Below are 24,832 nucleotides of genomic sequence, written 5' to 3'. Positions count from 1 at the left end.
GCGCGAGTGGCTCAGTGGTGGAGTATCGCCTTGCCAAGGCGAGGGTCGCGGGTTCGAATCCCGTCTCGCGCTTTTTTGATGGCTGGAATTTCCTTGATTTTATAGGGATTTCAGCCTTTTATGTGCTCCAAAATGCTGTAGACAGTTGTATACACCTCTAATCTGGTCAAAGGGAGAAATTTCCAGATTGGAGAAGGTATTTCCCCCTTCTTGGAATTATGGTAAAATAAAAATGGCCATAAACAGACGGTATTGACTGCTTCCGTCAGCTGAATCCATGAGGTGACAATATGAAGAGATTGGAGATTTCCTTTTTTGATACAGATGAAAAAGTCATAGTCGATGAAAATGCACTGGTTATAGCTCTTGATAATAAAACTACACCGGATGGTCTGACAAGGTGTATTATCTTGGAAGCCGACGGGAACCTGCCAAAAAAATTATTGGAACGTCCCTTGATGTTTTATATTTATGATGATGTACCAATCTTAAAATTATATAGGAGTGCATACATTTCTTCTTATCAATGGAAAGCTTAAAGCGTATAGTTAGGTTGGGTAAATACTTTAAATAAGGCCGTCCTGGGCGCCGGAGCATGATTTTGATATCAGCATGACAGCAGGCAGGAAGTTTCCTTTGGGCAGCTTCCTGTCTTGTCATATCTGGAAAATTGTACTATAATAGGCGAAATGGACTGCCCTGTCCCAATGAGGCGCCAGCCAGATGCAGAGGAACATTACCAGATTCACATTACCAGATGCACAGTAACAAAAGGGCTGGCTGCCAAAGCAGGGAAAAGTCACAGAACAGGCAGGTATAGAGGGATGACAGGATTAGGGACAATTGTAAATATCGGGGCAATCCTGGCCGGATGTATGGTTGGGATGCTGCTGAAGGGGGGACTTCCAAAACGCCTTCAGGATACCATCTCCAGCGCGGTGGGGCTGTGCGTGGTGTTTGTGGGGATAACAGGAGGAATAAAGGGCCTGATGACTATGTCCGGCAGCGGCTTTGAGACAAGGGATACCCTTGTGACTGTTGTGTGTATGGTGGCGGGAGCGGCGCTGGGAGAGTGGATTAATATTGAATATAAACTGGAGCAGTTAGGCGGCTGGTGTAAGTCCCGGATTCCGGGCGGCCAGAAGTCAGGGACTTTTACGGAGGCATTTGTCAGCTCATCCCTGCTGTTCTGCGTGGGCGCCATGGCAATCGTGGGCTCACTGGAGGACGGACTGAGTCATAATTACAGTACACTGTTTACAAAAGCAGTGATGGATGGGGTGCTGTCCATTGTATTTACCGCCACCCTGGGGATTGGAACCGTCTTCTCCATCTTTCCGGTAGGGATATACCAGGGCGGTATGACTGCGCTGGCCGGACTGGTGAAGCCGTATCTCACGGACCTGATGATTGTCAGGATGTCCTGTATTGGTTCCATCCTGATTTTCGGGCTGGGGCTGAATCTTGTCCTGGGAAGTAAAATTAAAATCGGCAACCTGCTTCCGGCGGTGTTCCTGCCGTTGATTGCATGTGCCCTTGGTTTTTAGGAATATACGGATATAAAAGGGAGGATGATGGAAATGGAATTTGCAAAGAGAATGGACCGCTTTGGGGAGGGTATCTTTTCAAAGCTGGCTGAGATTAAGAGACAGAAGCTTAAGCGGGGGGAGGAGGTCATTGACCTTAGTATCGGCGCACCCAATATACCGCCCGCGGCCCACATTACAGAGGCGCTCTGTAAGGCTGCAGCCGACCCTAAGAATTATGTGTATGCCATCAGCGACAGGAATGAACTGCTGGATGCTGTTTCCAGCTGGTATATGAAGCGCTATGGGGTCGCCCTGGACCCTGATAGGGAAATCTGTTCCCTGCTGGGCTCACAAGAGGGCCTTGCCCACATTGCGCTGACCATGGTGGACGAAGGGGATATCGTGCTGGTTCCTGACCCCTGCTACCCTGTGTTTGGGGATGGTCCCCAGATAGCAGGCGCTAATCTGTACTACATGCCCCAGAAAAAGGAAAATGGATATATAATCCGCCTGGACGGGATACCTGAGGACGTGGCAGAAAAGGCAAAGCTTATGGTGGTCTCTTATCCGAACAACCCGACCACTGCCATGGCGCCTGATTCATTTTATGAAGAATTGATTGCATTTGCGTCAAAACATGATATCATCGTGCTTCACGACAATGCATACAGTGACCTTGTGTTTGACGGAAGGACCTGCGGCAGTTTCCTGCGTTTCCCAGGTGCCAGGGAGGTTGGGGTGGAGTTTAATTCCCTGTCCAAGACATACGGCCTGGCAGGTGCCAGGATTGGCTTCTGTCTGGGCAATGAAGAGGTGGTGTCCAGAATCAAGCTGTTGAAATCCAATATGGATTATGGCATGTTCCTTCCTATCCAGGCAGCAGCCATTGCAGCCATAACAGGCGACCAGTCCTGTGTACATACCACGATGAAAGCCTATGAGACGCGCCGTAATATCATGTGCGACGGATTTACGGGGATTGGATGGAAGATGGAGCGGCCCGCAGCAACCATGTTTGTGTGGGCAGGAATTCCGGAGAAGTTTAAGTCCTCAGAGGAGTTTGTGATGGCGCTGGTGGAAAAGGCCGGGGTCATGGTAACTCCCGGCAGCGCCTTTGGCCCGTCCGGCGAAGGTTATGTGCGCCTGGCCCTTGTACAGGATGAGGAAATGCTGAATAAAGCCATCCGGGCCGTGGATGCCAGCGGTATCCTTAAATAAACGTGGGAGTGAAGGCTGAAGGAAAATGCAGATGGGTGCTTGGAAGCAGCCGGAAGGAGAACACAGGTGGTGCATGAGTGCAGCCGGAAGGAGGACGCAGGTGGTGCAATGAGTGCGGCCGGAAGGAGGACGCAGGTGGGGGCATGAGTGCGTCCGGAAGAAAAGGAGTAATGACAGGATGAAGGACAGAAAGACAACGGGCCTGCATGGGAGCGGGAAGACAATGGACCTGCCGGGGCGCGGTAAAACAACGGGCCTGCCGGAACACAGGACAGCGGCAGGTCCGGGACAGCGGGTGGCCCTTATCCTGCTGATTGTATATATATGCTTTATATATGGCAATTCCCTTACGCCTGCCCATATTTCCTCCAGGGAGAGCGGGTTCCTGCTCATGAAGCTTCATGACTTTTTGGAAATGATTGGTTTTGACAGCAGATGGCTTACTGAACATATTGTGAGGAAAAGCGCGCATTTTATAGAGTATACAGGTCTGGGCATCCTTCTTGCCTTTTACTGCAGGACATGGATGCCAAAAGGAATCAGGAAGCCCAGGCTGGCGGCAGAGCTGGCATTCCTTGTGCCCTTTGTGGATGAAACCATCCAGCTGTTTGTGGATGGACGGTCCGGACAGGTGGATGATGTTTGGCTGGATCTGTGCGGAGTGATGTGCGGTCTGGCGCTGACAACGGTACTGGCTTTCATGAGAAAAACAGATAGGGGAAAATTAAAATGAATTATATCATTTGGCTGTCCTATGACGGGACGCGTTATGACGGATGGCAGAAGCAGGGTAATACGGAAAAGACCATCCAGGGAAAACTGGAACGCGTCCTGGAGAAGCTGGATGGGGAACCGGTGGAGGTACGGGGCAGCGGAAGGACGGACGCAGGCGTCCATGCCCGTGGCCAGGTGGCTGATTTCCAGTTAAAGGGAGAGAGGGCGCCGGAAGAGGTAATGGAGTACCTGAACAGGTATCTTCCCGAGGACATAGCTGTGTGGAGAATCCAAACAGCGCCGGAGCGGTTCCACAGCCGCTTAAATGCTGTGAGGAAGACCTACCGCTACCAGATTGAACTGGGACCTAAAAAGGATGTGTTCCGGCGCAGCTATTATTATGGTCTGGGACAGGAACTGGACGTGTCTTCCATGGAAAGGGCCGCAGCATACCTGACAGGCACCAGGGATTTTAAGAGCTTCTGCGGCAATAAAAAGATGAAAAAATCCACGGTACGGACCCTGGAGTCCATACGCTTTGAACGTCTGGAAGATACCAGGCTTCATATATCATTTACGGGAAACGGGTTTTTACAGCAGATGGTGCGTATCCTGACCGGAACCCTGATTGAAGTGGGACAGGGCAGGAGAATGCCGGAGGACATGAGGTCCATTCTGGAGGCGCTGGACCGGCAGGCCGCCGGGTTTACAGCCCCGCCAGAGGGGCTGTTTCTTGAAACGGTAGAATATGGGGAACTGATATGACTGATTTTTTGGTAAAACATTTTGTTAAGAACCATGAACAGGTGGAGAAAGACGAGGTCAGGACAGAGTACGGCACCCTTGCAAGCGGGGTGGGAATCTGCTGTAACCTTCTGCTGTTTGCAGCCAAGCTGATTATTGGAATATTGGTGAACAGTATCTCTGTCATGGCAGATGCATTTAATAACCTGTCCGATGCAGCCTCTTCCATTATTGGCTTTATCGGCGTTAAGATGGCGGAAAAGCCGGCTGATGATGACCATCCATTCGGACATGGAAGGATTGAATATATTTCGGCTTTTATTGTGGCCTTCCTGGTCATCCAGGTGGGTTTTTCACTGTTTAAATCATCGGTGGGAAAGATAATCCACCCTGAGGATATGACCTTTAGATGGATTTCCATTGTCATCCTCCTGCTTTCCGTGGGAGTGAAGCTGTGGCTGTCCATGTTTAATAAGAAGCTGGGGAAAAGAATCAATTCCAAGGTCATGATGGCAACCTCGGCAGATGCAATGGGGGATGTGGCAGCCACATCGGCCACGATTTTTTCCATTGCAGTTTATGGCATCGCCGGTTTGAATGTGGATGGTATCGTGGGAATCATCGTATCCGTGGTAGTCATGATTGCCGGTGTGAATATTGCAAAGGATACCCTGGCGCCCCTGATAGGAGAGGGCATTGACCCGGAGTTTTATGAGGAAATCAGTAATTTTGTGGAGAGTTTTGACGGTATAGTGGGAACCCATGATCTGATTGTACATAATTATGGGCCAACCAGAAGCATGGCATCCATCCATGCGGAGGTTCCCAATGACTGCGATGTGGAGTTCAGCCATGAGATTATTGACCGAATTGAACGGGAGGCTCTGCGGCGGTTCCGTCTTCTGCTCGTAATCCATATGGATCCGGTGGAGACACACAATGAACTGGTTGTTAAATTTAAAGATATGGTGGCCGATGTCCTGGAAAATATTGACAGCCGCCTGGAATTCCATGATTTCAGGATGGTGGACGGACAGGCCCGGATCAACCTGATTTTTGATTTAGTAGTTCCCTGGGAATATAAACAGTCTGCCCAGGGTAAACTGAAAGCAAGGATTAGCGATGAGGTCAAAAAGCGGGATGGGCGATGCGAGTGCGTCATTACCGTGGAGAACAGTTTCATGTCGGGAAATAAAGAGTAGGCTAATCCCCAAAGGGGGAAGGGCAGATGACACAGGAAGAGATGATACAGGCAATGGCAGAGGGGGACAGGGAAGCCTTCCGCCAGTTTTATCAGGAAACCGCCCGTCCGGTATACAGCTTTATCCTGTCGCTGACAAAAAGCCCCTATGAGGCAGAGGACCTGATGCAGGAAACGTATCTTTGCGTATGGACCAAGGCCGGCTCCTACGTCCCGTTGGGAAAGCCTCTGGCATGGGTTTTTACCATTGCCAGGAATCTCTGCTACATGAGGTTCAGGGAGCAGAAAATGGTAAGCAATGTTGCCCTTGAAGACCTGGAAGGAAAGGAGGAAGGGGCGTATTGTGAATCCCTGGAACAGGCAGCGGACAGGAAGGTGCTCTTAGATGCCCTCGGTAAGATCAGTGAGGAGGAGCGGCAGATCGTGCTCCTTCATACGGCGGCCGGAATGAAGCACAGGGAAGTGGCACAGACCTTGGAAATGCCTCTGGCCACAGTCCTGTCCAAGTACAACCGCTCCATGAAAAAGCTTCAGAATATCCTGAAATATCCGGGCGCCTGAATGGCTGTCCGGGGAGAGATTCAAAAAGTCTTTGGAAAAATAGATGGACTTTGGAAAAATACTTTGGAAAAATATTCAAAAAGGTACTTGACGAAAATTAAACTATGATATATAATAACTTTCGTTGTGTTATTGGGCTATCGCCAAATGGTAAGGCAACGGACTCTGACTCCGTCATTTCAAGGTTCGAATCCTTGTAGCCCAGTTATTGAGGAAACCGGGAATCCAGTTCATGGATTTCCGGTTTTTTATGATGCGCCGCTGGCATATTGCCTTGCGGGATTATTTGGTTTATGGTATCCTATCCTGTAAGCGATGTTTTGCCAGAGCGCCAGATATCTGGGAAAAGGGGTTTGAATGTCTAGTAAAAAGAAAAATATATTGAACGCTGTATTTTTGCTGATTGTATTCTTCCTGACCATTTACAGTGTGTTTAAGGGAGAAGATTTAAGCGATATAGCGGATACCATAACCGAGGCGTCACCGGTGTTCCTGATCTTGGGCGTGTCCTGTGTGGTATTCTTCATATGGGCGGAGTCGGCCATCCTCCATTATCTCTTTGGAACGCTGCATGTAAAGGCAAAGCGGCGGACCTGCTTCATGTATTCGGCCATTGGCTTTTTCTTCAGCTGTATCACGCCCTCGGCAGGAGGAGGGCAGCCGGCCCAGGTGTACTATATGAGGAAGAATATGATACCGGTGCCCGTGGCAACGGTGGTGCTGATGGTTGTGACCATTACATATAAGTCCGTGCTGGTCATTGCAGGATGTCTCCTGGCTGTGTTTGGGAGGGGGCTGCTGGACCGTTACCTGTATGAGGTCATGCCTGTGTTTTATCTGGGTCTTACCCTGAACGTGGTGTTCTGCCTTGCCATGCTGATTCTGGCGTTCCATACGTCCCTGGCAAAGAATATTGCCATGAAGCTGCTGGGATTCCTGGTGAGGCTGCATATACTGAAGGATAAGCCCTCTAGGACGGAGCGTCTCACCCTGACCATGGACCACTACAATGAAACCGCCTTGTACCTGCGACAGCACAAGGAAGTACTGGTGCGGGTGACGCTCCTTACTTTCTGCCAGAGGATTGCCCTGTTTTCTGTCACATATTTTGTCTATAAAGCCTTTGGGTTAAGAGGGACCCACGCAGTAACCCTTATCCTTTTGCAGTCAACCATATCCATATCAGCAGACATGCTTCCCCTTCCTGGGGGCATGGGAATCAGCGAGCATCTGTTCCTGACCATATTTGACCCTATTTTTTATGGGGACCTGCTGCTTCCGGCCATGGTACTTTCACGGGGAATTGCCTATTATGTGCAGCTGCTGTTCAGCGCTGCCGTGACATTAGGCGCCCATATCCTGGTCGACAGACGGCAAAAAGGAACCTAAAAAATTTTTAGGTAATCTAAAAATGATTGTGCATATTGCTGAATTTTCATCTTCAAGTTGGTCAGTATGCCCATTGTAGAGGATAATAGAACGTGCTATGATTAAATATATAAAATATTTTAGGTACACTAAAAAAATTAGAGGTGTTAGCACGTGAAAAATTCAGATATGTTCAAGCGTTATGGAATGTTTATTGCAGGAGTCATATTCAGTGCATTGGGAATAAGCCTGATTACAAAAGCAGGGCTGGGAACGTCGCCGATTACCAGCCTTGCTTTTGTGTTGACCTTTATTTTCCCGCATACCCTGGGTACCTTTACCATGATGGTCAATTCTGTTATGTTTATCATCCAGGTAATCCTGCTGGGGAAAGCGTTTCAGAAAATCCAGCTGCTTCAGCTTCCTGCGGCGCTTTTATTTTCCGTCTGTATTGACGGCTGGCTCAGCATCCTGAGTTATTGGCAGACAGGCGGCTATGTGGGACAGGTGCTGATGCTGCTGCTGGGCTGCGTCTTCCTGGGGCTTGGGATTGCACTTGAGGTCATACCCAATGTCCTCATCCTTCCCGGTGAAGGACTGGTACGTGTGATTGCAAGGCTTACCGGATGGAGGTTCGGCCGTGTGAAGACCGGGTTTGATATGAGTATTGTGGCCAGTGCGGTGGTGGTTTCCGTCCTGGTAAAGGGACAGGTGCTGGGCATCCGGGAGGGAACCGTGATTGCGGCCCTGATTGTGGGGAGCATATCCCATTTCTTTATCGAGAAGGTTTCTGCGGCCCTTGGGGGCTGGATTCCGTCCTATACAGAGGCAGGAGACGCATGTTCATAAGAGTTGCAGGAGATAAAATAATTTTGGCCCAATAATAAAAAAGTGCTTGACTAATTGCCACAATATGGGTATAATTAATCCCGCAGCTGTTAATCACCAGCGTGATTTCCAACAACTGCGGGATTAAAAAGTTAATGATGGGCTATCGCCAAACGGTAAGGCAACGGACTCTGACTCCGTCAGTTCAAGGTTCGAATCCTTGTAGCCCAGCTAGGAAGAAGCTGGCCAGCATAAGACAGGTGCTTATGCCGGACAGCTTTTTTGCATTTCATGGGATGGCGGATATCACTGCCGTGTATATCTTTTTGAGAATCCATAATGACAGATATTGGTCAAATGATATTGTGAAAAAAATTTCATTTTATATATTGATATATTTTGCCGATCATGGTAGAATAATGAACGGTCAACAGATACATGATTGGGCTATCGCCAAATGGTAAGGCAACGGACTCTGACTCCGTCATTTCAAGGTTCGAATCCTTGTAGCCCAGCTAAGACAAGTCTTTAGATATGAGGAGAAGTCCTTATGTTTAAAGACTTTTTTAACAGGGTGGTTTTAACGGGATGGGAACGTTGGACAATAGGTCATGAGGGAAGGCATGGGGGATGACGCGATGACGGTTGGGGATGCGCTTGAGATTTCAGATATATTAAAGGATGCCAGTCCGTCCAGCAGGGCAGAAATCATGTCCTTTGCCTATATAAAAGGGTATGAGAAGGGTCAGCATGTGTTTTACGATAGTGAGGAGCTGTCCTGTTTCTATATTATATTAGAAGGACTTGCCTCCCTCTATAAGCTGAACACCCTGGGGGAAAAGAAGGTGGTATTCATATACGGACCTGGAAAGATGCTCAATGAAATCATGTTCCAGGACCTGCCGGTATCCATTAACTGTGAAATCCGGGAAAGCGCCCAGGTGCTGGTGCTTTCCAAGGAGCGGTTCTGGCACGTGATGGAGCGGGACCCTGGATTGACCAGGGCTGCCTTTGACGCCATGGCCCTCAGGATACGCAGGCTTTACAGACAGCTTAAGAACACCACCAATGCCATGAAAGGTGAAAAAAGGCTGGCTGCAAAGCTTTACAAGCTGGCCAGGGATTATGGGGTCATGACGGACAAGGGGGTGCTGATCCAGATGCAGCTCAGCATCACCTACCTGTCGGAGATGCTTGGCTCCCAGAGGGAGACGGTATCCAGACAGGCCAAGAAATTAGGGGATTTGGGTCTTATATATGTGGAAAAGAACCATTTCTGGGTCCCTGATTTAGAAAAATTAAGTGATTATTTTAAGCAGCCGTGATATAAATCACGGCATTTTTTATTTTTATCTGTTATAGTTAAAATATTAACAAAGAAAAGGAGTATGTGCTGCATGGGATACCGTCTGCGGGAAGATGAACTGCGTCAGTTGTTTGAGATGTGGAACCGGGATTATGTGGTTTATGGACCGAAGTGCATGGCCGGGGAAGGGATGTATTCGGATACGGATGTGGTAAGATATGAGCGGCTGAAAGGGTTTGAGGAACTGGAATGGGAAAAGAAGTCCGCTTACTCATTTAAGGAGGCAGTCCTGCCGATTACACAGATTCTCTTTTATTTTACGGAAGGGGAGGTAAAGGAGGCTGAGCCTGAGAGGAGGAAACCGGCGCTTCTGATTATGAGAAGCTGCGATATCCATGCGCTTAAAAGGCTGGATACGGTTTATCTGGATAACCGCTTTGAGGACAGCTATTATGCGCGCCTGAGGAAGGGGCTGCGCCTTGTGCTTTTGGGCTGCAGCGAATCCTGTGACAACGGGTTCTGCGTGTCCATGGGAACCAACCGGACAGAGGAATACGATGCAACCATGAATATAAAGACAGTTGACGGACAGGTCCAGGCGGAATTAACAGGCAGTATGGACGGACTGGACGCCTGGCTGGATGGACTGGGAGCCGGTATGACAGAGGCTGCGCCGGATTTTGTCAGTGAAAACCATGTGAAGGTAAGGATACCGGAGGAATGTGGGCCTGAGCATGTAAAGGCCGGTCTGTGGAAGGATTATGACAGCCGCTGCATTGGCTGCGGACGGTGTAACTTTGTCTGTCCCACCTGCACCTGCTTTACCATGCAGGATATATTCTACCAGGACAATGGAAGGGCGGGAGAGCGGCGCAGGGTACACGCTTCCTGTATGGTGGACGGCTACACGGATGTGGCGGGCGGAGGCTGTTACCGTAATTCCAAAGGAGAGCGCATGCGCTTTAAGGTCCTGCACAAGATATCTGATTTTAAGAAACAGTTCGGATACCAGATGTGCGTGGGCTGCGGCCGGTGTGACGACATCTGTCCGGAATATATCTCATTTTCAGCCTGCGTGAACCGTTTGGCGGATATGGGAAATGCCGAAAAGGAGGTGCGCTGATGAAGGGCCAGGAGTATGCACCATTTTTGTCAAAGATAGTAAAGGTAAAAAAACATACGGAGATTGAGTACACCTTTTCCATGGAGTATTTTGGGGATGTGAAGCCGGGACAGTTTTTTGAGGTGTCCATCCCAAAGTACGGCGAAGCCCCCATCTCGGTCAGCGGGATCGGGCCGGACTACGTGGACCTGACCATCCGCCGGGTGGGCCGGGTGACCGGAGAGGTATTTGAACGGTATGAAGGGGATTCCCTGTTCATGCGCGGACCTTATGGAAATGGTTTTGATGTGGATGATTATAAGGACAGCGAGCTTGTAGTCATCGCCGGAGGCACCGGGGTGTCGCCGGTGCGCGGCGTGGTGGAGTATTTTTCCCATCATTCCGGGGAGCGTAAGGGCATGACATTGATTGCGGGTTTTAAAAGTCCCGGTGATATCCTGTTTCAGGAGGATTTTAAGGAATGGGATCAGACCATGGACCTGATCCTTACCGTGGACGGGGCAGAGGATGGCTATGGGGGAAGGGTGGGACTTGTGACAAAGTACATACCTGACCTGGACCTTAAGGACGCGTCATCTGCAAAGGCCATCGTGGTGGGACCGCCGGCCATGATGCGCTTCTCTGTCAAAGGGCTTTTGGAGCGCGGCTTCCTGGAGGAGAATATCTGGGTAAGCTATGAGCGGAAGATGTGCTGCGGAATCGGCAAATGCGGACACTGCCGCATCGGGGATAAATACGTCTGTGTGGACGGACCGGTATTCCCCTATACGGTGGGAAAGAACCTGTTGGATTAGGAGGCGTGTAATGGATATCAATACAAAGAAGTTAAAAAAGAATGCCTTCCGGGTCACCAAGGAGCGCGGACTGACCGCATCCCGCGTCAGGGTTCCGGGCGGGCACCTGGATGCCAGGTATCTGTCAATGATACAGGAGATTGCCCAGCAGTATGGCAATGGCAGCGTCCACATGACGGTGCGCCAGGGGTTTGAGATTCCCGGTATCCGGTATGAGGACATGGATAAGGTAAATGAACTTTTACAGCCCATCATCCAGGGCATCGGCATTAACCAGGATAAGCCGGGCTGCGGCTATACTGCGTCGGGCACCAGGAACATTTCCGCCTGCGTGGGCAATCAGGTCTGTCCCTATGCATGCTATGATACCAGCGGATTTGCATTTAAGATTGAAAAGGCGGTATTTCCCAATGACCTCCATGTGAAGGTGGCCCTGACCGGGTGTCCCAATGACTGCGCCAAGGTCAGGATGCACGACTTTGGCATCATGGGAATGACGCATCCGGAATACAGGCAGGACCGCTGTGTCAGCTGCGGCGCCTGTGTGAAGGCCTGTGAGAAAAAATCGGTTGGCGCCCTGAAAACAGTAAATTACCGGGTGCAGAGGAATCATGAGAAGTGCATTGGCTGCGGCGAGTGTGTGATCCAGTGTCCCACCAGGGCATGGGTGCGCAGTGGGAAAAAGTATTACCGCCTGACCCTTCTTGGAAGGACCGGCAAGAAGAATCCGCGCATGGGGGAGGATTTCATCAAGTGGGCGGATGAGGAGAGCATTATAAAAATCATCACTAATACCTATGAGTATGTGAAGGAATATATTGACCCCGAGGCGCCCGGGGGCAAGGAGCATATCGGATATATCGTGGACCGGACCGGGTTTGAGGAGTTTAAGAAATGGGCCCTTAAGGATGTGACCCTGCCGGACCTGGCTGAACTTGAGGAGCGGATTTACTGGAGCGGGATAAAATATTAATGGGGAAGGAGTAAGGAACGCATGAAAAAGGTACAATCAACCTGCAACTACTGTGCCCTGGACTGCAACATGGATTTTTATGTGGAGGATGGGCGGATCGTGAAAGTGCTGCCGACCAAGGGGTATCCGGTCAATGACGGCTTCTGCTGTATCAAGGGACTTTCCCTGGACAGACAGCAGACCGTGGTCAAGACATCGCCCCTTCCAAGGATACGCCAGGCAGACGGCTCCATGAAGGAGGTCTCATGGAATGAGGGTTTTTCTCATGTGGCGGATAAGCTGAAGGAGCTGCAGGAGAAATACGGGAAGGAGAGCGTGGCCGGAATCAGTACGGGACAGCTTACCATGGAGGAATTTGCGCTGTTCGGTCATGTGATGAGGAATTATCTCAAGACCAATGTGGACGGCAATACCCGCCTTTGCATGGCGACTGCCGTGGTGGCCCATAAGCAGAGCTATGGATTTGATGCGCCGGGATATACCCTGAAGGACCTGGAGCTTTCCGACACCATCGTATTTGTGGGAGCCAACCCGGTGGTGGCACACCCGATCCTGTGGAAACGGGTGCGCCAGAACCCTGACAAGAAGGTGATTGTCATTGAACCCAGGAAGTCGGAGACAGCCATGAACGCGGATTACTGGTATCCGGTTAAATGCAGGGGGGACCTGAGGTTGTTCTATATCCTGGCAGGCGTGCTCATTGATAAGGGATATGTCTGTGAGGAATATATAGAAGCGCACACAGAAGGGTATGAGGAATTTAAGGGGTTTGTGAAGGATTATACCCTGGACCGGGCAGAGGAGATGACCGGGCTTTCAAAGGAACAGATCCTTGAGCTGGCGGAGCTGATCCACAGCGGGAAGCGTGTCTCCTTCTGGTGGACCATGGGCGTGAACCAGGGATACGAGGCTGTGCGAACCGCCCAGTCCATCATCAATATCGCGCTGATGACAGGCAACATAGGACGTCCGGGAACCGGGGCCAATTCCATCACAGGCCAGTGCAATGCCATGGGCTCCAGGGCCTACAGCAATACGGCGGTCCTGTACGCTGGCGGGGACTTTACCAATCCGGCCAGGCGCGCCAGGGTGGCGGAGGCGCTGGGGGTGGACGAAAGCGTGCTGGCTGAGAAGCCCACAGCCACCTACAACCAGATTATTGAGGGAATCAATGAGGGAAGGATCAAGGGCCTCTGGATCCTCTGCACCAATCCAAGGCACAGCTGGACCAACAACGAGACATTTGCCAGCGCGGTGAAGAAGCTGGAGCTGTTCGTGGTCCAGGATATCTATGACACCATTGAGAGCGCTGAGGAATGTACGGTATTCTTCCCCGTGGTTCCGGGAATCAAGAAAGAGGGGACATACATCAACCTGGAGCGCCGCCTTTCCGCCATGCGCCCCTGTCTTGAGAAAAAGGAAAATGAGATTACTGACTACGAGGCCATCCTGGGCGTCGGAAAGGCCCTGGGCATGGGCAGCCTCCTGAACGGCTGGGAGACGCCCCGGGACTGCTTTGAATTGATGAAGAAATGTTCCAAGGGCATGCCCTGTGACATCACCGGAATCACCTGGGAAATGTTAGAGGATTCCCACGGAATCCAGTGGCCCTTCAGGGAAGGGGATGCCCTCCAGGAGGATGAGCGCAGGCTTTACGGCGACGGATGCTTCTTCACGCCCAGCAAGAAGGCGCAGTTTAAGTTTGAGGCGCCCAAGGAGAACCCGCTGCCTGTCACGGAAGAATTTCCATATATACTTAACACGGGACGCGGCTCCGTGGGACAGTGGCATACACAGTCCAGGACCAGCGAGGTACAGTTTATCGGGGATGTGTCGGCAAAGGAGGCATACCTGTATATGAATCCTGACACGGCCGCCGCCAGCCATATTGAGGAAAACAACTGGATCAAGGTCCACTCCGCCAATGGGCAGCAGGCTGCCTTCCGGGTCAGGATATCGGAGCAGGTAAGGCCCGGGGAGCTTTACGCGCCCATCCATTACATTGAGTGCAACCGGCTGACCCCATCCATTTACGACCCATATTCCAAGGAGCCATCCTACAAGGCAACGCCTGTGTGGTTTGAGAAAATAGAAGGAGGAAATGCATATGCTGCGGATAAAAATTGACAGGAGCCGCTGCATCGGCTGCCTGACCTGTGTCACAGCCTGTGTGGTCAGCCATGAAAGCTGCGATGCCAGGAACCGGGTGGTCATTGACAGCCAGGCAAAATGCGCCCCCATATTCTGCCGCCATTGCGAGCGCCCGGAATGTGTCTACACCTGTATGACCGGGGCCATGCATAAGGACCCGGATACCGGCTTCGTGGAATATGACAGGGAGAAATGCGCCAGCTGTTATATGTGCATCATGGCCTGTCCCTACGGCGTGTTAAAGAGCGACCGGCTGGAGCATAAGGAAATCATGAAATGCAACATGTGCGTACACCGTACAGAAGATGGTTCCCCTAAGCCCATGTGCGTGGAAATCTGTCCCATGAATGCAATTACACTGGAGGAGGTGGATGTATGAGATATGTGGTATTAGGCGCGTCTGCCGCCGGGGTAAACGGTGTGCGGCAGCTGAGAAAGCAGTGCCCGGAGGCTGAAATCATCCTGGTATCTAAGGACAGCACGGTATATTCCCGATGTATCCTGCATCATTATCTGGGAAACATGCGGACAAAGGAGGAGCTTTGTTTTGCAGAGGAGGATTTTGAGGACAGGTACAAGGTGGACTGGAGGAAAGGCGTCAGCTGTACGGGGCTGGATGATAAGGAAAAAAAGGTCATCCTCTCAGACGGGACCAGCATTTCCTATGACCGGCTCCTGATTGCCACCGGCTCCCACACGCTCCTTCCTCCAGTTAAGGGGCTTCAGGAAACAGAAGGCGTATACGGCTTCCATAACCTGGATGAAGTGGAATCCATTAAGAAACGGGCCGGGAAGGCGGAACACATCGTGGTCATGGGCGGCGGCCTTACGGGACTGGACGCGGCGGTTGGATTCCTCCACCTTGGGAAAAAGGCGGACCTGGTAGAGATGGAGGGGCATCTGCTGGCAAAACAGCTGGATGCAAGAAGCTCAAAAACCTACGAGGAGGCTATGGAAAATGAGGGCATCCGCCTGCATCTGGGCGTGGGTATCCGGGAAGTGTGCTCGAAAAATGGAACAATCACATCCCTGAAGCTGACGGATGGTACAGAGCTGGCATGCGATATGCTGGTAGTCACTGCGGGCGTGCGGCCAAACATTGATTTCCTGAAAGGCTCCGGTGTGGAGTGCGACCAGTTTGGTCTTGTGATTGACCGGTACGGGCAGACCAGTGTTCCTGATATTTACGGCGCAGGCGATGTGACCGGGCGTTCCCCCATCTGGCCCGCGGCCGTGAAGCAGGGCATGGTGGCGGCCGTGAATATGGCCATGGATGATGCGCAGGAAGGCAGACGGGCAGCCATGGATGATGCGCAGGAAGGCGGACGGGCAGCCATGGATGATGCGCAGGAAGGCGGACGGGCAGCCATGGATGATTCGCAGGAAGACAGACGGGCAACCATGGATGACTTCTTTGCCAGCAAATCCACCATGAATTTCCTGGACATACCCACCATGTCATTGGGTATCCCGGAGCGGCCGGACCACAGCTATGAGGTGGTTTTGGAAGACAGGGACGGCATTTACCGTAAGGTCATCCATAAAAACGGAAAGATATACGGGGCAATCCTTCAGGGCGACCTGTCCTACGGCGGTGTGCTTACCCAGCTGATTGCAAGTAAGATTGATGTATCCAAAGTGAAGAAGCCATTATTTGAGATTGACTACTCAGATTTTTTCCATACAAAAGATAATTTTGAATTCTATTATGAGGAGGCTTAAGCCTATGAAAGAGAGACTGAAAAACATGCCCATCCCGGTAGTGGCAACCATGCTGGGCGCGGCAACGCTGAGCAATATCTATCAGGGACTTGGATATGACTGGGTCCGCCATCTGACCATGTGGGCGGCCACGGCAGTGCTGCTTTTTTATATCGGGAAAATCATCCTTTACCCTTCGGTTGTAAAGGGGGAGTATAAGAATACGGTCCCGGCCAGCCTCTATGCGGGAATCACCATGGTAACCATGATCCTGTGCAGCTATTATAAGGACTGGGCGCCGGGTCCGGCCAGGATTGTCCTGATTGCGGCTGTCTGTATCCACGCCGTACATATCCTGGTTTTCCTGTTTAACAATGTGTTTCACGGCGTGAAGCTGGATACCTTTGTCCCAAGCTGGTTCGTTACATTTAACGGGATCATGGTATCCACCGTGGTAGGCTTGGCCATGCTGCCTCCCATCATGGCAAAGGCCGTGCTGGTATGGGGACTGTGCATTTACACCATCACCATCCCCTTCATGGTGTGGAGGCTGGCCACAAGGGAAGTCAAACCGGCTGTGTGCCACACCCAGGCCATTGTGCTGGCCCCCTGCAGCCTTTGCCTGGCAAGCTACCTGAACCTGGCTCAGGAACCCAGCATGGTTCTTGTGGGCGTCCTGTTTTTCTGTGTTCTTGCCTCGCTGGTATTCATCATTGTCAAGCTGCCCGTATTTTTTGCGGTTCCCTTTGCGCCCGGTTTTGCAGGACTTACCTTCCCCATGGCAATTGGGATCGTGGCCTCCAACAAGGCGGCTGCCTTTTTCACTGGCGCGGGCCAGGAGACCCTTGGCTATGTGGTGAAACAGATTGCGGGTATACAGATTTACCTGACAACGGCCATCATCGGCATGGTATTGTTCGGTTTCCTGAAAATGCTCTTTGGCGCCGGCAAAAAGGCGGCTTAACAAGAATCCGGCTTTCACTTATGGCATGGATGGATTCTTGATCCTAAATATGCGTCCGCTTAGGCGGGCGCATATTTTTATGGACACCTTCCGGGAACTGGTATATAATTTTCCTAACAAGTATAAGGATGTGGCTGAAAATTGCTTTCCGCCGGCTACCATGTGGGGAGCTGGCGGTGGATTTCTTAGGGCAGCTGGCGGGAATGGATTTCCGGACACACCCCGGGTATGGCTGAACCATCATTTCCGCGGGATGATGGATGTTCGGACATTTCCCGGAGGGAAGGGGAGGTTCACATGAAAATTCTGGTTATCAACAGCGGCAGTTCCTCACTGAAATTCCAGGTGATTGATTCGGAAACCGAGCGGGTCCTTGCAAAGGGGCTTTGTGAACGGATTGGGATTGACGGCCGTTTTACCTATAAAACAGATACAGGCGTGTCATTGAAGGAGCCGGTTCCCATGAAGGACCACAAGCAGGCGGTACATACCATACTGGATACGCTGTCGGACCTGGATAAAGGCGTGATTGGGGAATTTTCAGAGATTGACGTGGTGGGACACCGGCTGGTCCACGGAGGGGAGAAGTTCACTGGCTCTGTTGTCATCAGCGAAGAAGTCATTCATGCCATGACGGAGTGTAATGACCTGGCGCCCCTGCATAATCCTGCCAATCTGGTGGGGGTGGAGGCCTGCCGTGAACTGATGCCGGACACCCTGATGGTGGGGGTATTTGATACGGCATTTAACCAGACCATGGAGCCAAAGGCATTTCTGTACGGCCTTCCCTACAAGTACTATGAACGGCATAAAATCCGCCGCTACGGTTTTCATGGAATCAGCCATAAGTACGTTTCCCGCAGGGCGGCCCAGTTCATGGGACAGGACCCGGGGCGGGTGAAGACCATTGTCTGCCACCTGGGGAATGGCGCCAGTATCTGTGCGGTCAAATACGGTCAGGTGGTGGACAACTCCATGGGATTCACGCCTTTGGAAGGGCTGGTGATGGGGACCCGCTGCGGCGATGTGGATGCAGGGGCGCTGGAATATCTTGCTAAGAAGGAGGACCTGGACATCAAGCAGATCGTGGCCATACTGAACCAGGAATCCGGGGTACTGGGCATATCCAAAAATTTTTCCAGTGACTTTAGGGAATTAAAGGACGCGGAAATCAAATACCACGAAAAGGCAACCCTGGCCAGGGAGATATTCGCATACAGGGTAGCCAAGTACGTGGGCAGCTACGCCGCTGCCATGAACGGCGTGGACAACATTGTCTTTACGGCCGGAATCGGTGAAAATGATTCCGATATACGTGAGGAGATATGCAGTTATCTGGAATACCTGGGCATTACCATTGACGAGGTAAAGAACCGGGAGCAGGCAGAGGCCGTGAAGATATCAGACGGCACCTCCAGGGTCAATGTACTGGTCATAAAGACCAATGAGGAACTGGAGATTGCCCGGGAGGCGGCTGCCGTGGCGGAAGGGCTTGTATAATCCGGTTTATCTGTGATACAATGTCCTGGTACACTGACGCCGTACAGAAAGATTCATGATAGGATTCATGACGAAAGGCGAAACGAAAGGCAGAACGAGGTAAATATGTATACGATTAACAGCAGGGTCCGTTATAGTGAGACGGACGAACGCGGACAGCTCTCCCTTACCGGGATCATCAATTATATGCAGGATTGCAGCACGTTCCAGTCAGAGGATGCAAGGGTTGGTGTGGAGTACCTGGATACAGGCCACAGGGCGTGGCTTCTGTCCTCCTGGAGGATTCTGATTGACCGTTATCCAAAGCTTGGGGAACGGCTGGTGGTAGGGACATGGCATTGTTCTTCCAAAGGGATTTACGGGTACCGTGATTTCGTGATCCAGGACGAAAAGGGGCATGACTGTGTCAGGGCGGCTTCCGTGTGGTTTCTCTATGATACGGAAAAAAACATGCCGATCCGGGTACAGCCGGAGGACACGGAGCCTTACGGGGACAGGGAACCGCCCCTTGAACTGGGCCCGGCGCCAAGGAAGATAGCGGTGCCGGAAACGTATGAGACAGGGAAACCCATCGTGGTGGCGCGGCATCATATTGATACCAACCACCATGTGAATAATGCCCAATATGTGGATATGGCCAGGGAATCCATCCCGGAAGGGCTTAAAATCAGGGAAATACGGGCAGACTATAAGAAAGCGGCTGTTCTGGGTGATGTCATCATTCCCCATGTCAGCCAGGGGCCGGACCACGTGTGGACGGTTGCCTTAAACAATACGCAGGATGACGCCTACGCAGTGATATGGCTGCGGACCGAACCGGAAGAAGAGGCCGGACCAGAGGGGGAGAAAGATGATTGAATTAGGAAAAGTACAGGAACTTGAAATATTGAGGGAAAAAGATTTTGGCGTATACGTCGGTGAGAATGCAGGGGATGAGGCATCGGTCCTCCTTCCAAAAAAACAGGTCCCGGAAGGGGCAAAGGTGGGGGATAAGATCCAGGTATTCATTTACAAGGATTCCTCGGACCGCCTGATTGCCACCACGGCCGCACCCAAGCTCCAGGTAGGGGAGACCGCCATGCTGGAGGTAAAGGATGTGGCGAAGATAGGGGCTTTTCTGGACATGGGACTGGAGAAGGACCTGCTGCTGCCTTTTAAGGAGCAGACCCATCCGGTACGCAAGGGGGAGCACTGCCTTGTTACCCTTTACGTGGACAAGAGCAGACGTCTGGCAGCCACCATGCGGGTATATTCCCATATGAGTAACCAGTCCCCATATAAAGCGGATGACTGGGTGAACGGTACGATTTATGAGATTAATGATACCATTGGGGCATTTGTGGCAGTGGACAATAAATATTATGGGCTGATACCGAAAAAGGAGCTTTTCGGAAGGTTCCGGGAAGGCGATACGGTGCAGGCCAGGGTGACCAGGGTGCGCGATGACGGGAAGCTGGATCTGTGCGCGCGGGAGAAGGCCCATGTGCAGATGGGGACGGACGCAGAGGCCGTGCTCAAGGTAATCGATGACTTTGACGGGGTGCTTCCTTTTAACGACAGGGCCAACCCGGATGTCATCATGCGCGAGTTCCACATGAGCAAGAACGCATTTAAACGTGCGGTTGGCCGTCTTCTGAAGGAAGGTAAGATCCGCATTACGGAAAAGACCATTGAGCGTATATAGATGCAGATAATTGAGCGTATATAGATGCAGATAATTGAGCGTATATAAATGCAGATAAATATGTATAAATGCAGATAAAGATGCGTAACCGGCAACCGGAATCATCAGGCAGTCCCATATACGGCGGCTGCCTTTTTATGTACCGGGCCTGGCGTGGGCGGGGATGGGGTTACAGGGATGCACGGGGATACACGGATGACGGAGCGCTGGTTTCAATTACACCTTAATGTGGGGAAGGAGATAAGAATATGAACAGAAGAAGCCCGGCAGTGGATTATATCCTTATTGTGGCAGGGACATTCCTTATTGGATTTGCAATTAAAAATATCTATGACCCGGTCAGCATGGTAACAGGAGGCGTGTCCGGCCTGGCCATCATTGCCAAGGAGCTGTGGTCCGTTCCTTTGTGGCTGACCAATACCGTTCTCAATATCCCGCTGTTTGCCGCGGGCCTGTTTGTCATGGGATGGAAGTTCATCAAGCGGACCCTGTTTGCAACCGTGATGCTTTCCGTTTCCCTCTATATCCTGCCCGAAGGCTCTTATATGGGAAATGACATCCTGCTGTCAGCCCTGTTCGGAGGCATCATAAGCGGCGTGGGCACCGGGATGGTGTTTTTGACCAGCTGCACCACGGGCGGTACCGATATGCTGGCAGCCCTGATACAGAAACGGATGAAGCATTACACCCTGGCCCAGATCATGCAGGTGCTGGACGGGCTGATCGTGATAGCCGGCGCATCCGTGTTCGGGATCAGAAGCGCCCTGTACGCGCTGATTGCCATCTTCTGCGTGGCAAAGGTAACGGACGGGCTGATTGAAGGACTGAAGTTCTCTAAGCAGGCATATATCATTTCCGATGTGTATGGACAGATTGCGGATGCCATCATGGAGCGCATGGGCCGCGGGGTCACCAGCCTGGACGCCAGGGGTATGTACTCTGACCAGGAGAAGAAAATGCTTTTCTGCGTGGTTTCCAAGAAGGAAATTGTGCAAATCAGAGAAATTGTGGCCGAGTTTGACCCCAAAGCCTTTGTGATTGTCAGCGATGCAAGAGAAGTTTTCGGTGAAGGATTCATTGAATTCCATTGATTTCCGGGTTTGATTAACATAATTAACAAAAAATTTACGGAAAATATTGGAATGCATTGTGATTTACAGCACATTTTTTTTTTCGTATACAAATTAGCTAAATCCCCAAAATGGATTTTGTGGATTTACAATATGGATTCCTCATTTGCTTTCATGTATGATATTAACAGTTACACGAAAGGCGTTCATGCATGTAAGCAAAGCGAATTTTAGGAGGAAAAGACAGGATGGCTAGTTTATTACTGAAGAATGTAACTAAGAAGTATCCAAACGGTTTCGTTGCAGTTAAAGAGTTTAATCTGGAAATTAAAGATAAGGAATTCATCATTTTCGTAGGACCTTCAGGATGTGGTAAGTCCACCACCCTTCGTATGATTGCCGGTCTGGAGGACATTTCTTCCGGCGAGCTTTACATCGATGACAAGCTGGTGAACGACGTTGAACCAAAGGACAGGGATATTGCAATGGTATTCCAGAACTATGCACTTTACCCGCATATGTCCGTATATGACAACATGGCATTCGGTCTGAAACTGAGGAAGACACCAAAGGAAGAAATTGACCAGAAGGTACGTAACGCTGCTAAGATCCTCGACCTGGAGCATCTTCTGGACCGTAAGCCGAAAGCGCTTTCCGGCGGCCAGAGGCAGCGTGTTGCCATGGGCCGTGCCATTGTCCGCAGCCCCAAGGTATTCCTGATGGACGAGCCGCTGTCCAACCTGGATGCCAAGTTAAGGGGACAGATGCGTGTTGAGATTTCCAAGCTTCATCAGAGGCTGGAGACAACCATCATCTATGTAACACATGACCAGACCGAGGCCATGACACTGGGAACCAGGATTGTAGTCATGAAGGACGGTGTGATCCAGCAGGTGGACAGCCCGCAGAATCTGTATGATAAGCCATGCAACAAGTTCGTTGCCGGATTCATCGGAGCGCCTCAGATGAACATGATTGATGCCGCAGTGGGCAAGGATGGCAGCGACGTGACCCTCAGCTTTGGCGGACATACGGTTGCACTTCCGGAAGGAAAGGCAAAGAAGCTGGAGGAAGCAGGCTATGTGGGCAAGACCGTTACCCTTGGCATCCGTCCGGAGGACCTGCATGATGAGGAATCCTTCCTTTCCATGTCGCCTAAGAGCGTATTTGATGCAACCATCCGTGTATACGAGATGTTAGGCTCCGAGGTCCTGCTGTACTTTGATATTGATGATGCTGACTTTACCGCCAAGGTGAACCCACGCACCACTGCAAGACCCGGTGATACCATCCAGCTGGCACTGGATTTAGAGAAAATCCATATTTTCGATAAGGACACGGAACTTGTGGTTCTTAACTAAGTTTCATAAACCGTAAATGAAATTTAAGGTAAAAAGAAGCAGGAGAGCATACAACTCTCTTGCTTTTTTTGTAATTTTGCATTAAAATATGAAAATAGGGATATTAGTTACTCCGAATACGTTTGAAAAGGAGATTATAGAATGATTTCAAATCAGATACTTCAGACCACACTTGATGGATTAAAGGCAATTACGAGAATTGATTTGGGTATATGTGATACAGAGGGAAAAGTGCTGGCATCCACATTTACAGATGCAGAGGATTCCGAAAGCTCCATATTGGTGTTTGTGGATTCACCGGCAGACAGCCAGGTGATTCAGGGCTACCAGTTCTTTAAGGTGTTCGATGAGCACCAGCTGGAATACATCCTCCTTGCCAAGGGTGCAAGCGATGATGTATACATGGTGGGGAAACTGGCCGCATTCCAGATCCAGAACCTGTTAGTGGCATACAAGGAGCGTTTTGATAAGGATAACTTCATCAAGAACCTGCTTCTGGACAACCTGCTACTGGTGGATATCTACAACAGGGCCAAGAAGCTGCACATTGACACGGATGTAAAGCGTGTCGTATTTATCATCGAGACCCATAATGAGAAGGATGTCAACGCGCTGGAGACAGTAAGAAGCCTGTTTGCATCCAAGACCAAGGACTTCATCACGGCCGTGGATGAGAAGAACATCATCCTTGTGAAGGAAGTCCGTCAGGGCGAGTCCTACAGCGAGCTGGACAAGACCGCCAACACCATCCTGGATATGCTGAACACCGAGGCCATGACCAAGGTGCGTGTTTCCTATGGAACCACCATTAATGATATTAAGGAAGTGTCACGTTCCTACAAGGAAGCCAAGATGGCCCTGGATGTAGGAAAGATTTTCTATGCCAGCAAGAATGTGATTGCATACAACAACCTGGGAATCGGACGCCTGATTTACCAGCTTCCTATTCCGCTGTGCAAGATGTTCATCCGCGAAGTGTTTGACGGCAAATCACCGGATGATTTTGACGAGGAGACACTTGCCACCATTAACAAGTTCTTTGAGAACAGCCTGAATGTGTCTGAGACTTCCAGACAGCTGTATATCCACCGCAACACCCTGGTATACCGCCTGGATAAGCTTCAGAAGAGTACAGGCCTGGATCTTCGTATCTTTGAGGATGCCATCACATTCAAGATTGCGCTGATGGTTGCAAAGTATATGAAGTATATGGAGAGCTTGGACTATTAAACCGGAGTAACAGATGATAGAATTAAGTCGCGTATGCAAGACCTACGAAACCGGCAGCAAGGCTGTGAAGGATATTTCCCTTACCATTGATGACGGGGAGTTTGTATTCATCGTAGGCAGGAGCGGTTCCGGCAAGAGCACGCTGATGAAGCTGCTTTTAAAGGAACTGGAACCCACAAAGGGACGTATTGTGGTGAACGATATGGACCTGGGAAGGATGCCGAGACGGTATATTCCCAAATATCGGAGAAGATTAGGCGTGGTCTTTCAGGATTTCAGACTCCTGAAGGACCGCACTGTGTTTGAGAATGTGGCATTTGCCCAAAGGGTGATCGGGGTGCCGGGCCGGGTGATTAAAGAGACCGTGCCTGAGATGCTCCGGCTGGTTGGGCTGTCTTCCAAGTATAAGGCCTATCCCCGGCAGCTTTCCGGAGGAGAGCAGCAGAGGGTGGCCATTGCCAGGGCTCTCATCAATAACCCGGAAGTACTTCTGGCGGATGAGCCTACCGGTAATCTGGACAGCTTTAACACCCATGGAATCATGAAGCTTCTGGAGGAGATTAACCAGAGGGGGACAACTGTGATTGTGGTCACACACAGTCAGGAAATGGTGGATGAGATGAATAAGCGTGTCATTACCATGGAACGGGGGTCGATTATCAGTGATGAGAGGGGCAAATAAAAAGTAATGAGGATCAGTACATTTTGGTATTGCCTGAAACAGGGCGTCATTAATATATGCAGGAATATTTTGTTTTCGCTGGCTTCCGTAGCGACTATTTCTGCATGTATTTTTTTATTCTGTCTTTTTT

The 24,832-nt window shown here is 50.7% G+C and carries 24 protein-coding genes and 4 tRNA genes; all 28 read left to right on the top strand.

All coding sequences use genetic code 11. The features are described 5' to 3' along the window. The 28 genes from LK536_RS57770 (at position 1) to ftsE (ending at position 24,702) form a co-directional block, all read left to right on the top strand. Positions 1 to 72, top strand: a tRNA-Gly gene (locus tag LK536_RS57770). A gap of 218 nt (positions 73 to 290) precedes the next feature. Continuing rightward, entirely contained in the window at positions 291 to 539 is a 249-nt protein-coding gene (locus tag LK536_RS57765) for a hypothetical protein (protein WP_025482554.1), read from the top strand. 285 nt (positions 540 to 824) lie between these two features. Further along, positions 825 to 1,547 (top strand): DUF554 domain-containing protein, encoded by a 723-nt coding sequence (locus LK536_RS57760; RefSeq protein WP_008726122.1) that lies wholly within the window; start codon positions 825 to 827, stop codon positions 1,545 to 1,547. Between the two features lie 33 nt (positions 1,548 to 1,580). Next, entirely contained in the window at positions 1,581 to 2,747 is a 1,167-nt protein-coding gene (locus LK536_RS57755; protein ID WP_227797272.1) for an aminotransferase class I/II-fold pyridoxal phosphate-dependent enzyme, read from the top strand. A 178-nt stretch (positions 2,748 to 2,925) separates the two neighbouring features. Continuing rightward, on the top strand, positions 2,926 to 3,480 hold the full coding sequence (locus LK536_RS57750; protein WP_227797271.1) for a VanZ family protein: 555 nt from the start codon (positions 2,926 to 2,928) through the stop codon (positions 3,478 to 3,480). Next, entirely contained in the window at positions 3,477 to 4,226 is a 750-nt protein-coding gene (gene truA, locus LK536_RS57745) for a tRNA pseudouridine(38-40) synthase TruA (protein WP_227797270.1), read from the top strand. The genes LK536_RS57750 and truA overlap by 4 nt, the downstream gene beginning before the upstream one ends. Continuing rightward, the gene (locus LK536_RS57740) at positions 4,223 to 5,407 is read left to right on the top strand and encodes a cation diffusion facilitator family transporter (protein ID WP_227797269.1); all 1,185 of its coding nucleotides are present in this window, start codon (positions 4,223 to 4,225) and stop codon (positions 5,405 to 5,407) included. The genes truA and LK536_RS57740 overlap by 4 nt, the downstream gene beginning before the upstream one ends. A 26-nt stretch (positions 5,408 to 5,433) precedes the next feature. Then, on the top strand, positions 5,434 to 5,967 hold the full coding sequence (locus LK536_RS57735; protein ID WP_025482551.1) for an RNA polymerase sigma factor: 534 nt from the start codon (positions 5,434 to 5,436) through the stop codon (positions 5,965 to 5,967). Positions 5,968 to 6,100: 133 nt separating this feature from the next. Further along, positions 6,101 to 6,172, top strand: a tRNA-Gln gene (locus LK536_RS57730). Between the two features lie 152 nt (positions 6,173 to 6,324). Then, positions 6,325 to 7,356, top strand: a complete 1,032-nt coding sequence (locus tag LK536_RS57725) for a lysylphosphatidylglycerol synthase transmembrane domain-containing protein (RefSeq protein WP_008726112.1) — start codon at positions 6,325 to 6,327, stop codon at positions 7,354 to 7,356. Positions 7,357 to 7,509: 153 nt separating this feature from the next. Next, entirely contained in the window at positions 7,510 to 8,184 is a 675-nt protein-coding gene (locus tag LK536_RS57720) for a YczE/YyaS/YitT family protein (protein ID WP_227797268.1), read from the top strand. A gap of 138 nt (positions 8,185 to 8,322) precedes the next feature. After that, positions 8,323 to 8,394: transfer RNA gene (locus LK536_RS57715), tRNA-Gln, on the top strand. A 212-nt stretch (positions 8,395 to 8,606) separates the two neighbouring features. Beyond that, positions 8,607 to 8,678, top strand: a tRNA-Gln gene (locus LK536_RS57710). Positions 8,679 to 8,774: 96 nt separating this feature from the next. Beyond that, on the top strand, positions 8,775 to 9,488 hold the full coding sequence (locus LK536_RS57705) for a Crp/Fnr family transcriptional regulator (protein ID WP_227797267.1): 714 nt from the start codon (positions 8,775 to 8,777) through the stop codon (positions 9,486 to 9,488). Positions 9,489 to 9,560: 72 nt separating this feature from the next. Continuing rightward, positions 9,561 to 10,592 (top strand): anaerobic sulfite reductase subunit AsrA, encoded by a 1,032-nt coding sequence (gene asrA / locus LK536_RS57700; RefSeq protein ID WP_227797266.1) that lies wholly within the window; start codon positions 9,561 to 9,563, stop codon positions 10,590 to 10,592. After that, complete coding sequence (asrB, locus tag LK536_RS57695) at positions 10,592 to 11,386, top strand: anaerobic sulfite reductase subunit AsrB (protein WP_227797265.1); 795 nt, start codon at positions 10,592 to 10,594, stop codon at positions 11,384 to 11,386. Before asrA ends, asrB begins: the two co-directional genes overlap by 1 nt. A 10-nt stretch (positions 11,387 to 11,396) precedes the next feature. After that, entirely contained in the window at positions 11,397 to 12,359 is a 963-nt protein-coding gene (gene asrC / locus LK536_RS57690; protein WP_120057617.1) for a sulfite reductase subunit C, read from the top strand. Between the two features lie 21 nt (positions 12,360 to 12,380). Then, positions 12,381 to 14,486, top strand: coding sequence for a molybdopterin oxidoreductase family protein (locus LK536_RS57685; protein ID WP_227797264.1), 2,106 nt, complete (start codon positions 12,381 to 12,383; stop codon positions 14,484 to 14,486). Next, the gene (locus tag LK536_RS57680) at positions 14,467 to 14,889 is read left to right on the top strand and encodes a 4Fe-4S dicluster domain-containing protein (protein ID WP_008726099.1); all 423 of its coding nucleotides are present in this window, start codon (positions 14,467 to 14,469) and stop codon (positions 14,887 to 14,889) included. The genes LK536_RS57685 and LK536_RS57680 overlap by 20 nt, the downstream gene beginning before the upstream one ends. Continuing rightward, complete coding sequence (locus LK536_RS57675) at positions 14,886 to 16,232, top strand: NAD(P)/FAD-dependent oxidoreductase (RefSeq protein ID WP_227797263.1); 1,347 nt, start codon at positions 14,886 to 14,888, stop codon at positions 16,230 to 16,232. The genes LK536_RS57680 and LK536_RS57675 overlap by 4 nt, the downstream gene beginning before the upstream one ends. Positions 16,233 to 16,236: 4 nt before the next feature. Continuing rightward, positions 16,237 to 17,175 carry a TDT family transporter gene (locus tag LK536_RS57670; protein WP_040382540.1) on the top strand — a complete coding sequence of 313 codons (939 nt, stop codon included), beginning with the start codon at positions 16,237 to 16,239 and terminating at the stop codon, positions 17,173 to 17,175. Positions 17,176 to 17,472: 297 nt separating this feature from the next. After that, the gene (locus LK536_RS57665) at positions 17,473 to 18,675 is read left to right on the top strand and encodes an acetate/propionate family kinase (RefSeq protein WP_227797262.1); all 1,203 of its coding nucleotides are present in this window, start codon (positions 17,473 to 17,475) and stop codon (positions 18,673 to 18,675) included. 105 nt (positions 18,676 to 18,780) lie between these two features. Then, entirely contained in the window at positions 18,781 to 19,533 is a 753-nt protein-coding gene (locus LK536_RS57660; protein WP_008726090.1) for an acyl-[acyl-carrier-protein] thioesterase, read from the top strand. Continuing rightward, complete coding sequence (locus LK536_RS57655) at positions 19,526 to 20,359, top strand: CvfB family protein (protein ID WP_025482528.1); 834 nt, start codon at positions 19,526 to 19,528, stop codon at positions 20,357 to 20,359. Before LK536_RS57660 ends, LK536_RS57655 begins: the two co-directional genes overlap by 8 nt. 248 nt (positions 20,360 to 20,607) lie before the next feature. Beyond that, positions 20,608 to 21,450, top strand: a complete 843-nt coding sequence (locus tag LK536_RS57650) for a YitT family protein (RefSeq protein ID WP_008726087.1) — start codon at positions 20,608 to 20,610, stop codon at positions 21,448 to 21,450. A 227-nt stretch (positions 21,451 to 21,677) separates the two neighbouring features. Next, positions 21,678 to 22,790: an ABC transporter ATP-binding protein gene (locus LK536_RS57645; RefSeq protein ID WP_008726084.1), complete on the top strand. Its 1,113-nt coding sequence runs from the start codon at positions 21,678 to 21,680 to the stop codon at positions 22,788 to 22,790. A 141-nt stretch (positions 22,791 to 22,931) separates the two neighbouring features. Further along, entirely contained in the window at positions 22,932 to 24,020 is a 1,089-nt protein-coding gene (locus tag LK536_RS57640; protein ID WP_008726083.1) for a PucR family transcriptional regulator, read from the top strand. 13 nt (positions 24,021 to 24,033) lie between these two features. Further along, complete coding sequence (gene ftsE / locus LK536_RS57635; protein ID WP_008726081.1) at positions 24,034 to 24,702, top strand: cell division ATP-binding protein FtsE; 669 nt, start codon at positions 24,034 to 24,036, stop codon at positions 24,700 to 24,702. Positions 24,703 to 24,832 lie beyond the last annotated feature (130 nt).

The organism is Clostridium pacaense, assembly GCF_020709765.2.
In the GTDB taxonomy this organism is placed as follows: Bacteria; Bacillota; Clostridia; order Lachnospirales; family Lachnospiraceae; genus Enterocloster; species Enterocloster hominis.
This window is presented reverse-complemented; position numbering and strand designations above follow the sequence as displayed.

Coding starts and splice junctions, on each gene's coding strand:
- LK536_RS57765 (WP_025482554.1), top strand. CDS start 291: ATGAAGAGATTGGAGATTTCCTTTTTTGATACAGATGAAAAAGTCATA.
- LK536_RS57655 (WP_025482528.1), top strand. CDS start 19,526: ATGATTGAATTAGGAAAAGTACAGGAACTTGAAATATTGAGGGAAAAA.
- LK536_RS57670 (WP_040382540.1), top strand. CDS start 16,237: ATGAAAGAGAGACTGAAAAACATGCCCATCCCGGTAGTGGCAACCATG.
- LK536_RS57650 (WP_008726087.1), top strand. CDS start 20,608: ATGAACAGAAGAAGCCCGGCAGTGGATTATATCCTTATTGTGGCAGGG.
- ftsE (WP_008726081.1), top strand. CDS start 24,034: ATGATAGAATTAAGTCGCGTATGCAAGACCTACGAAACCGGCAGCAAG.
- LK536_RS57705 (WP_227797267.1), top strand. CDS start 8,775: ATGAGGGAAGGCATGGGGGATGACGCGATGACGGTTGGGGATGCGCTT.
- asrB (WP_227797265.1), top strand. CDS start 10,592: ATGAAGGGCCAGGAGTATGCACCATTTTTGTCAAAGATAGTAAAGGTA.
- LK536_RS57640 (WP_008726083.1), top strand. CDS start 22,932: ATGATTTCAAATCAGATACTTCAGACCACACTTGATGGATTAAAGGCA.
- asrA (WP_227797266.1), top strand. CDS start 9,561: ATGGGATACCGTCTGCGGGAAGATGAACTGCGTCAGTTGTTTGAGATG.
- LK536_RS57755 (WP_227797272.1), top strand. CDS start 1,581: ATGGAATTTGCAAAGAGAATGGACCGCTTTGGGGAGGGTATCTTTTCA.
- LK536_RS57665 (WP_227797262.1), top strand. CDS start 17,473: ATGAAAATTCTGGTTATCAACAGCGGCAGTTCCTCACTGAAATTCCAG.
- LK536_RS57645 (WP_008726084.1), top strand. CDS start 21,678: ATGGCTAGTTTATTACTGAAGAATGTAACTAAGAAGTATCCAAACGGT.
- LK536_RS57680 (WP_008726099.1), top strand. CDS start 14,467: ATGCTGCGGATAAAAATTGACAGGAGCCGCTGCATCGGCTGCCTGACC.
- truA (WP_227797270.1), top strand. CDS start 3,477: ATGAATTATATCATTTGGCTGTCCTATGACGGGACGCGTTATGACGGA.
- LK536_RS57660 (WP_008726090.1), top strand. CDS start 18,781: ATGTATACGATTAACAGCAGGGTCCGTTATAGTGAGACGGACGAACGC.
- asrC (WP_120057617.1), top strand. CDS start 11,397: ATGGATATCAATACAAAGAAGTTAAAAAAGAATGCCTTCCGGGTCACC.
- LK536_RS57735 (WP_025482551.1), top strand. CDS start 5,434: ATGACACAGGAAGAGATGATACAGGCAATGGCAGAGGGGGACAGGGAA.
- LK536_RS57675 (WP_227797263.1), top strand. CDS start 14,886: ATGAGATATGTGGTATTAGGCGCGTCTGCCGCCGGGGTAAACGGTGTG.
- LK536_RS57725 (WP_008726112.1), top strand. CDS start 6,325: ATGTCTAGTAAAAAGAAAAATATATTGAACGCTGTATTTTTGCTGATT.
- LK536_RS57740 (WP_227797269.1), top strand. CDS start 4,223: ATGACTGATTTTTTGGTAAAACATTTTGTTAAGAACCATGAACAGGTG.
- LK536_RS57760 (WP_008726122.1), top strand. CDS start 825: ATGACAGGATTAGGGACAATTGTAAATATCGGGGCAATCCTGGCCGGA.
- LK536_RS57750 (WP_227797271.1), top strand. CDS start 2,926: ATGAAGGACAGAAAGACAACGGGCCTGCATGGGAGCGGGAAGACAATG.
- LK536_RS57685 (WP_227797264.1), top strand. CDS start 12,381: ATGAAAAAGGTACAATCAACCTGCAACTACTGTGCCCTGGACTGCAAC.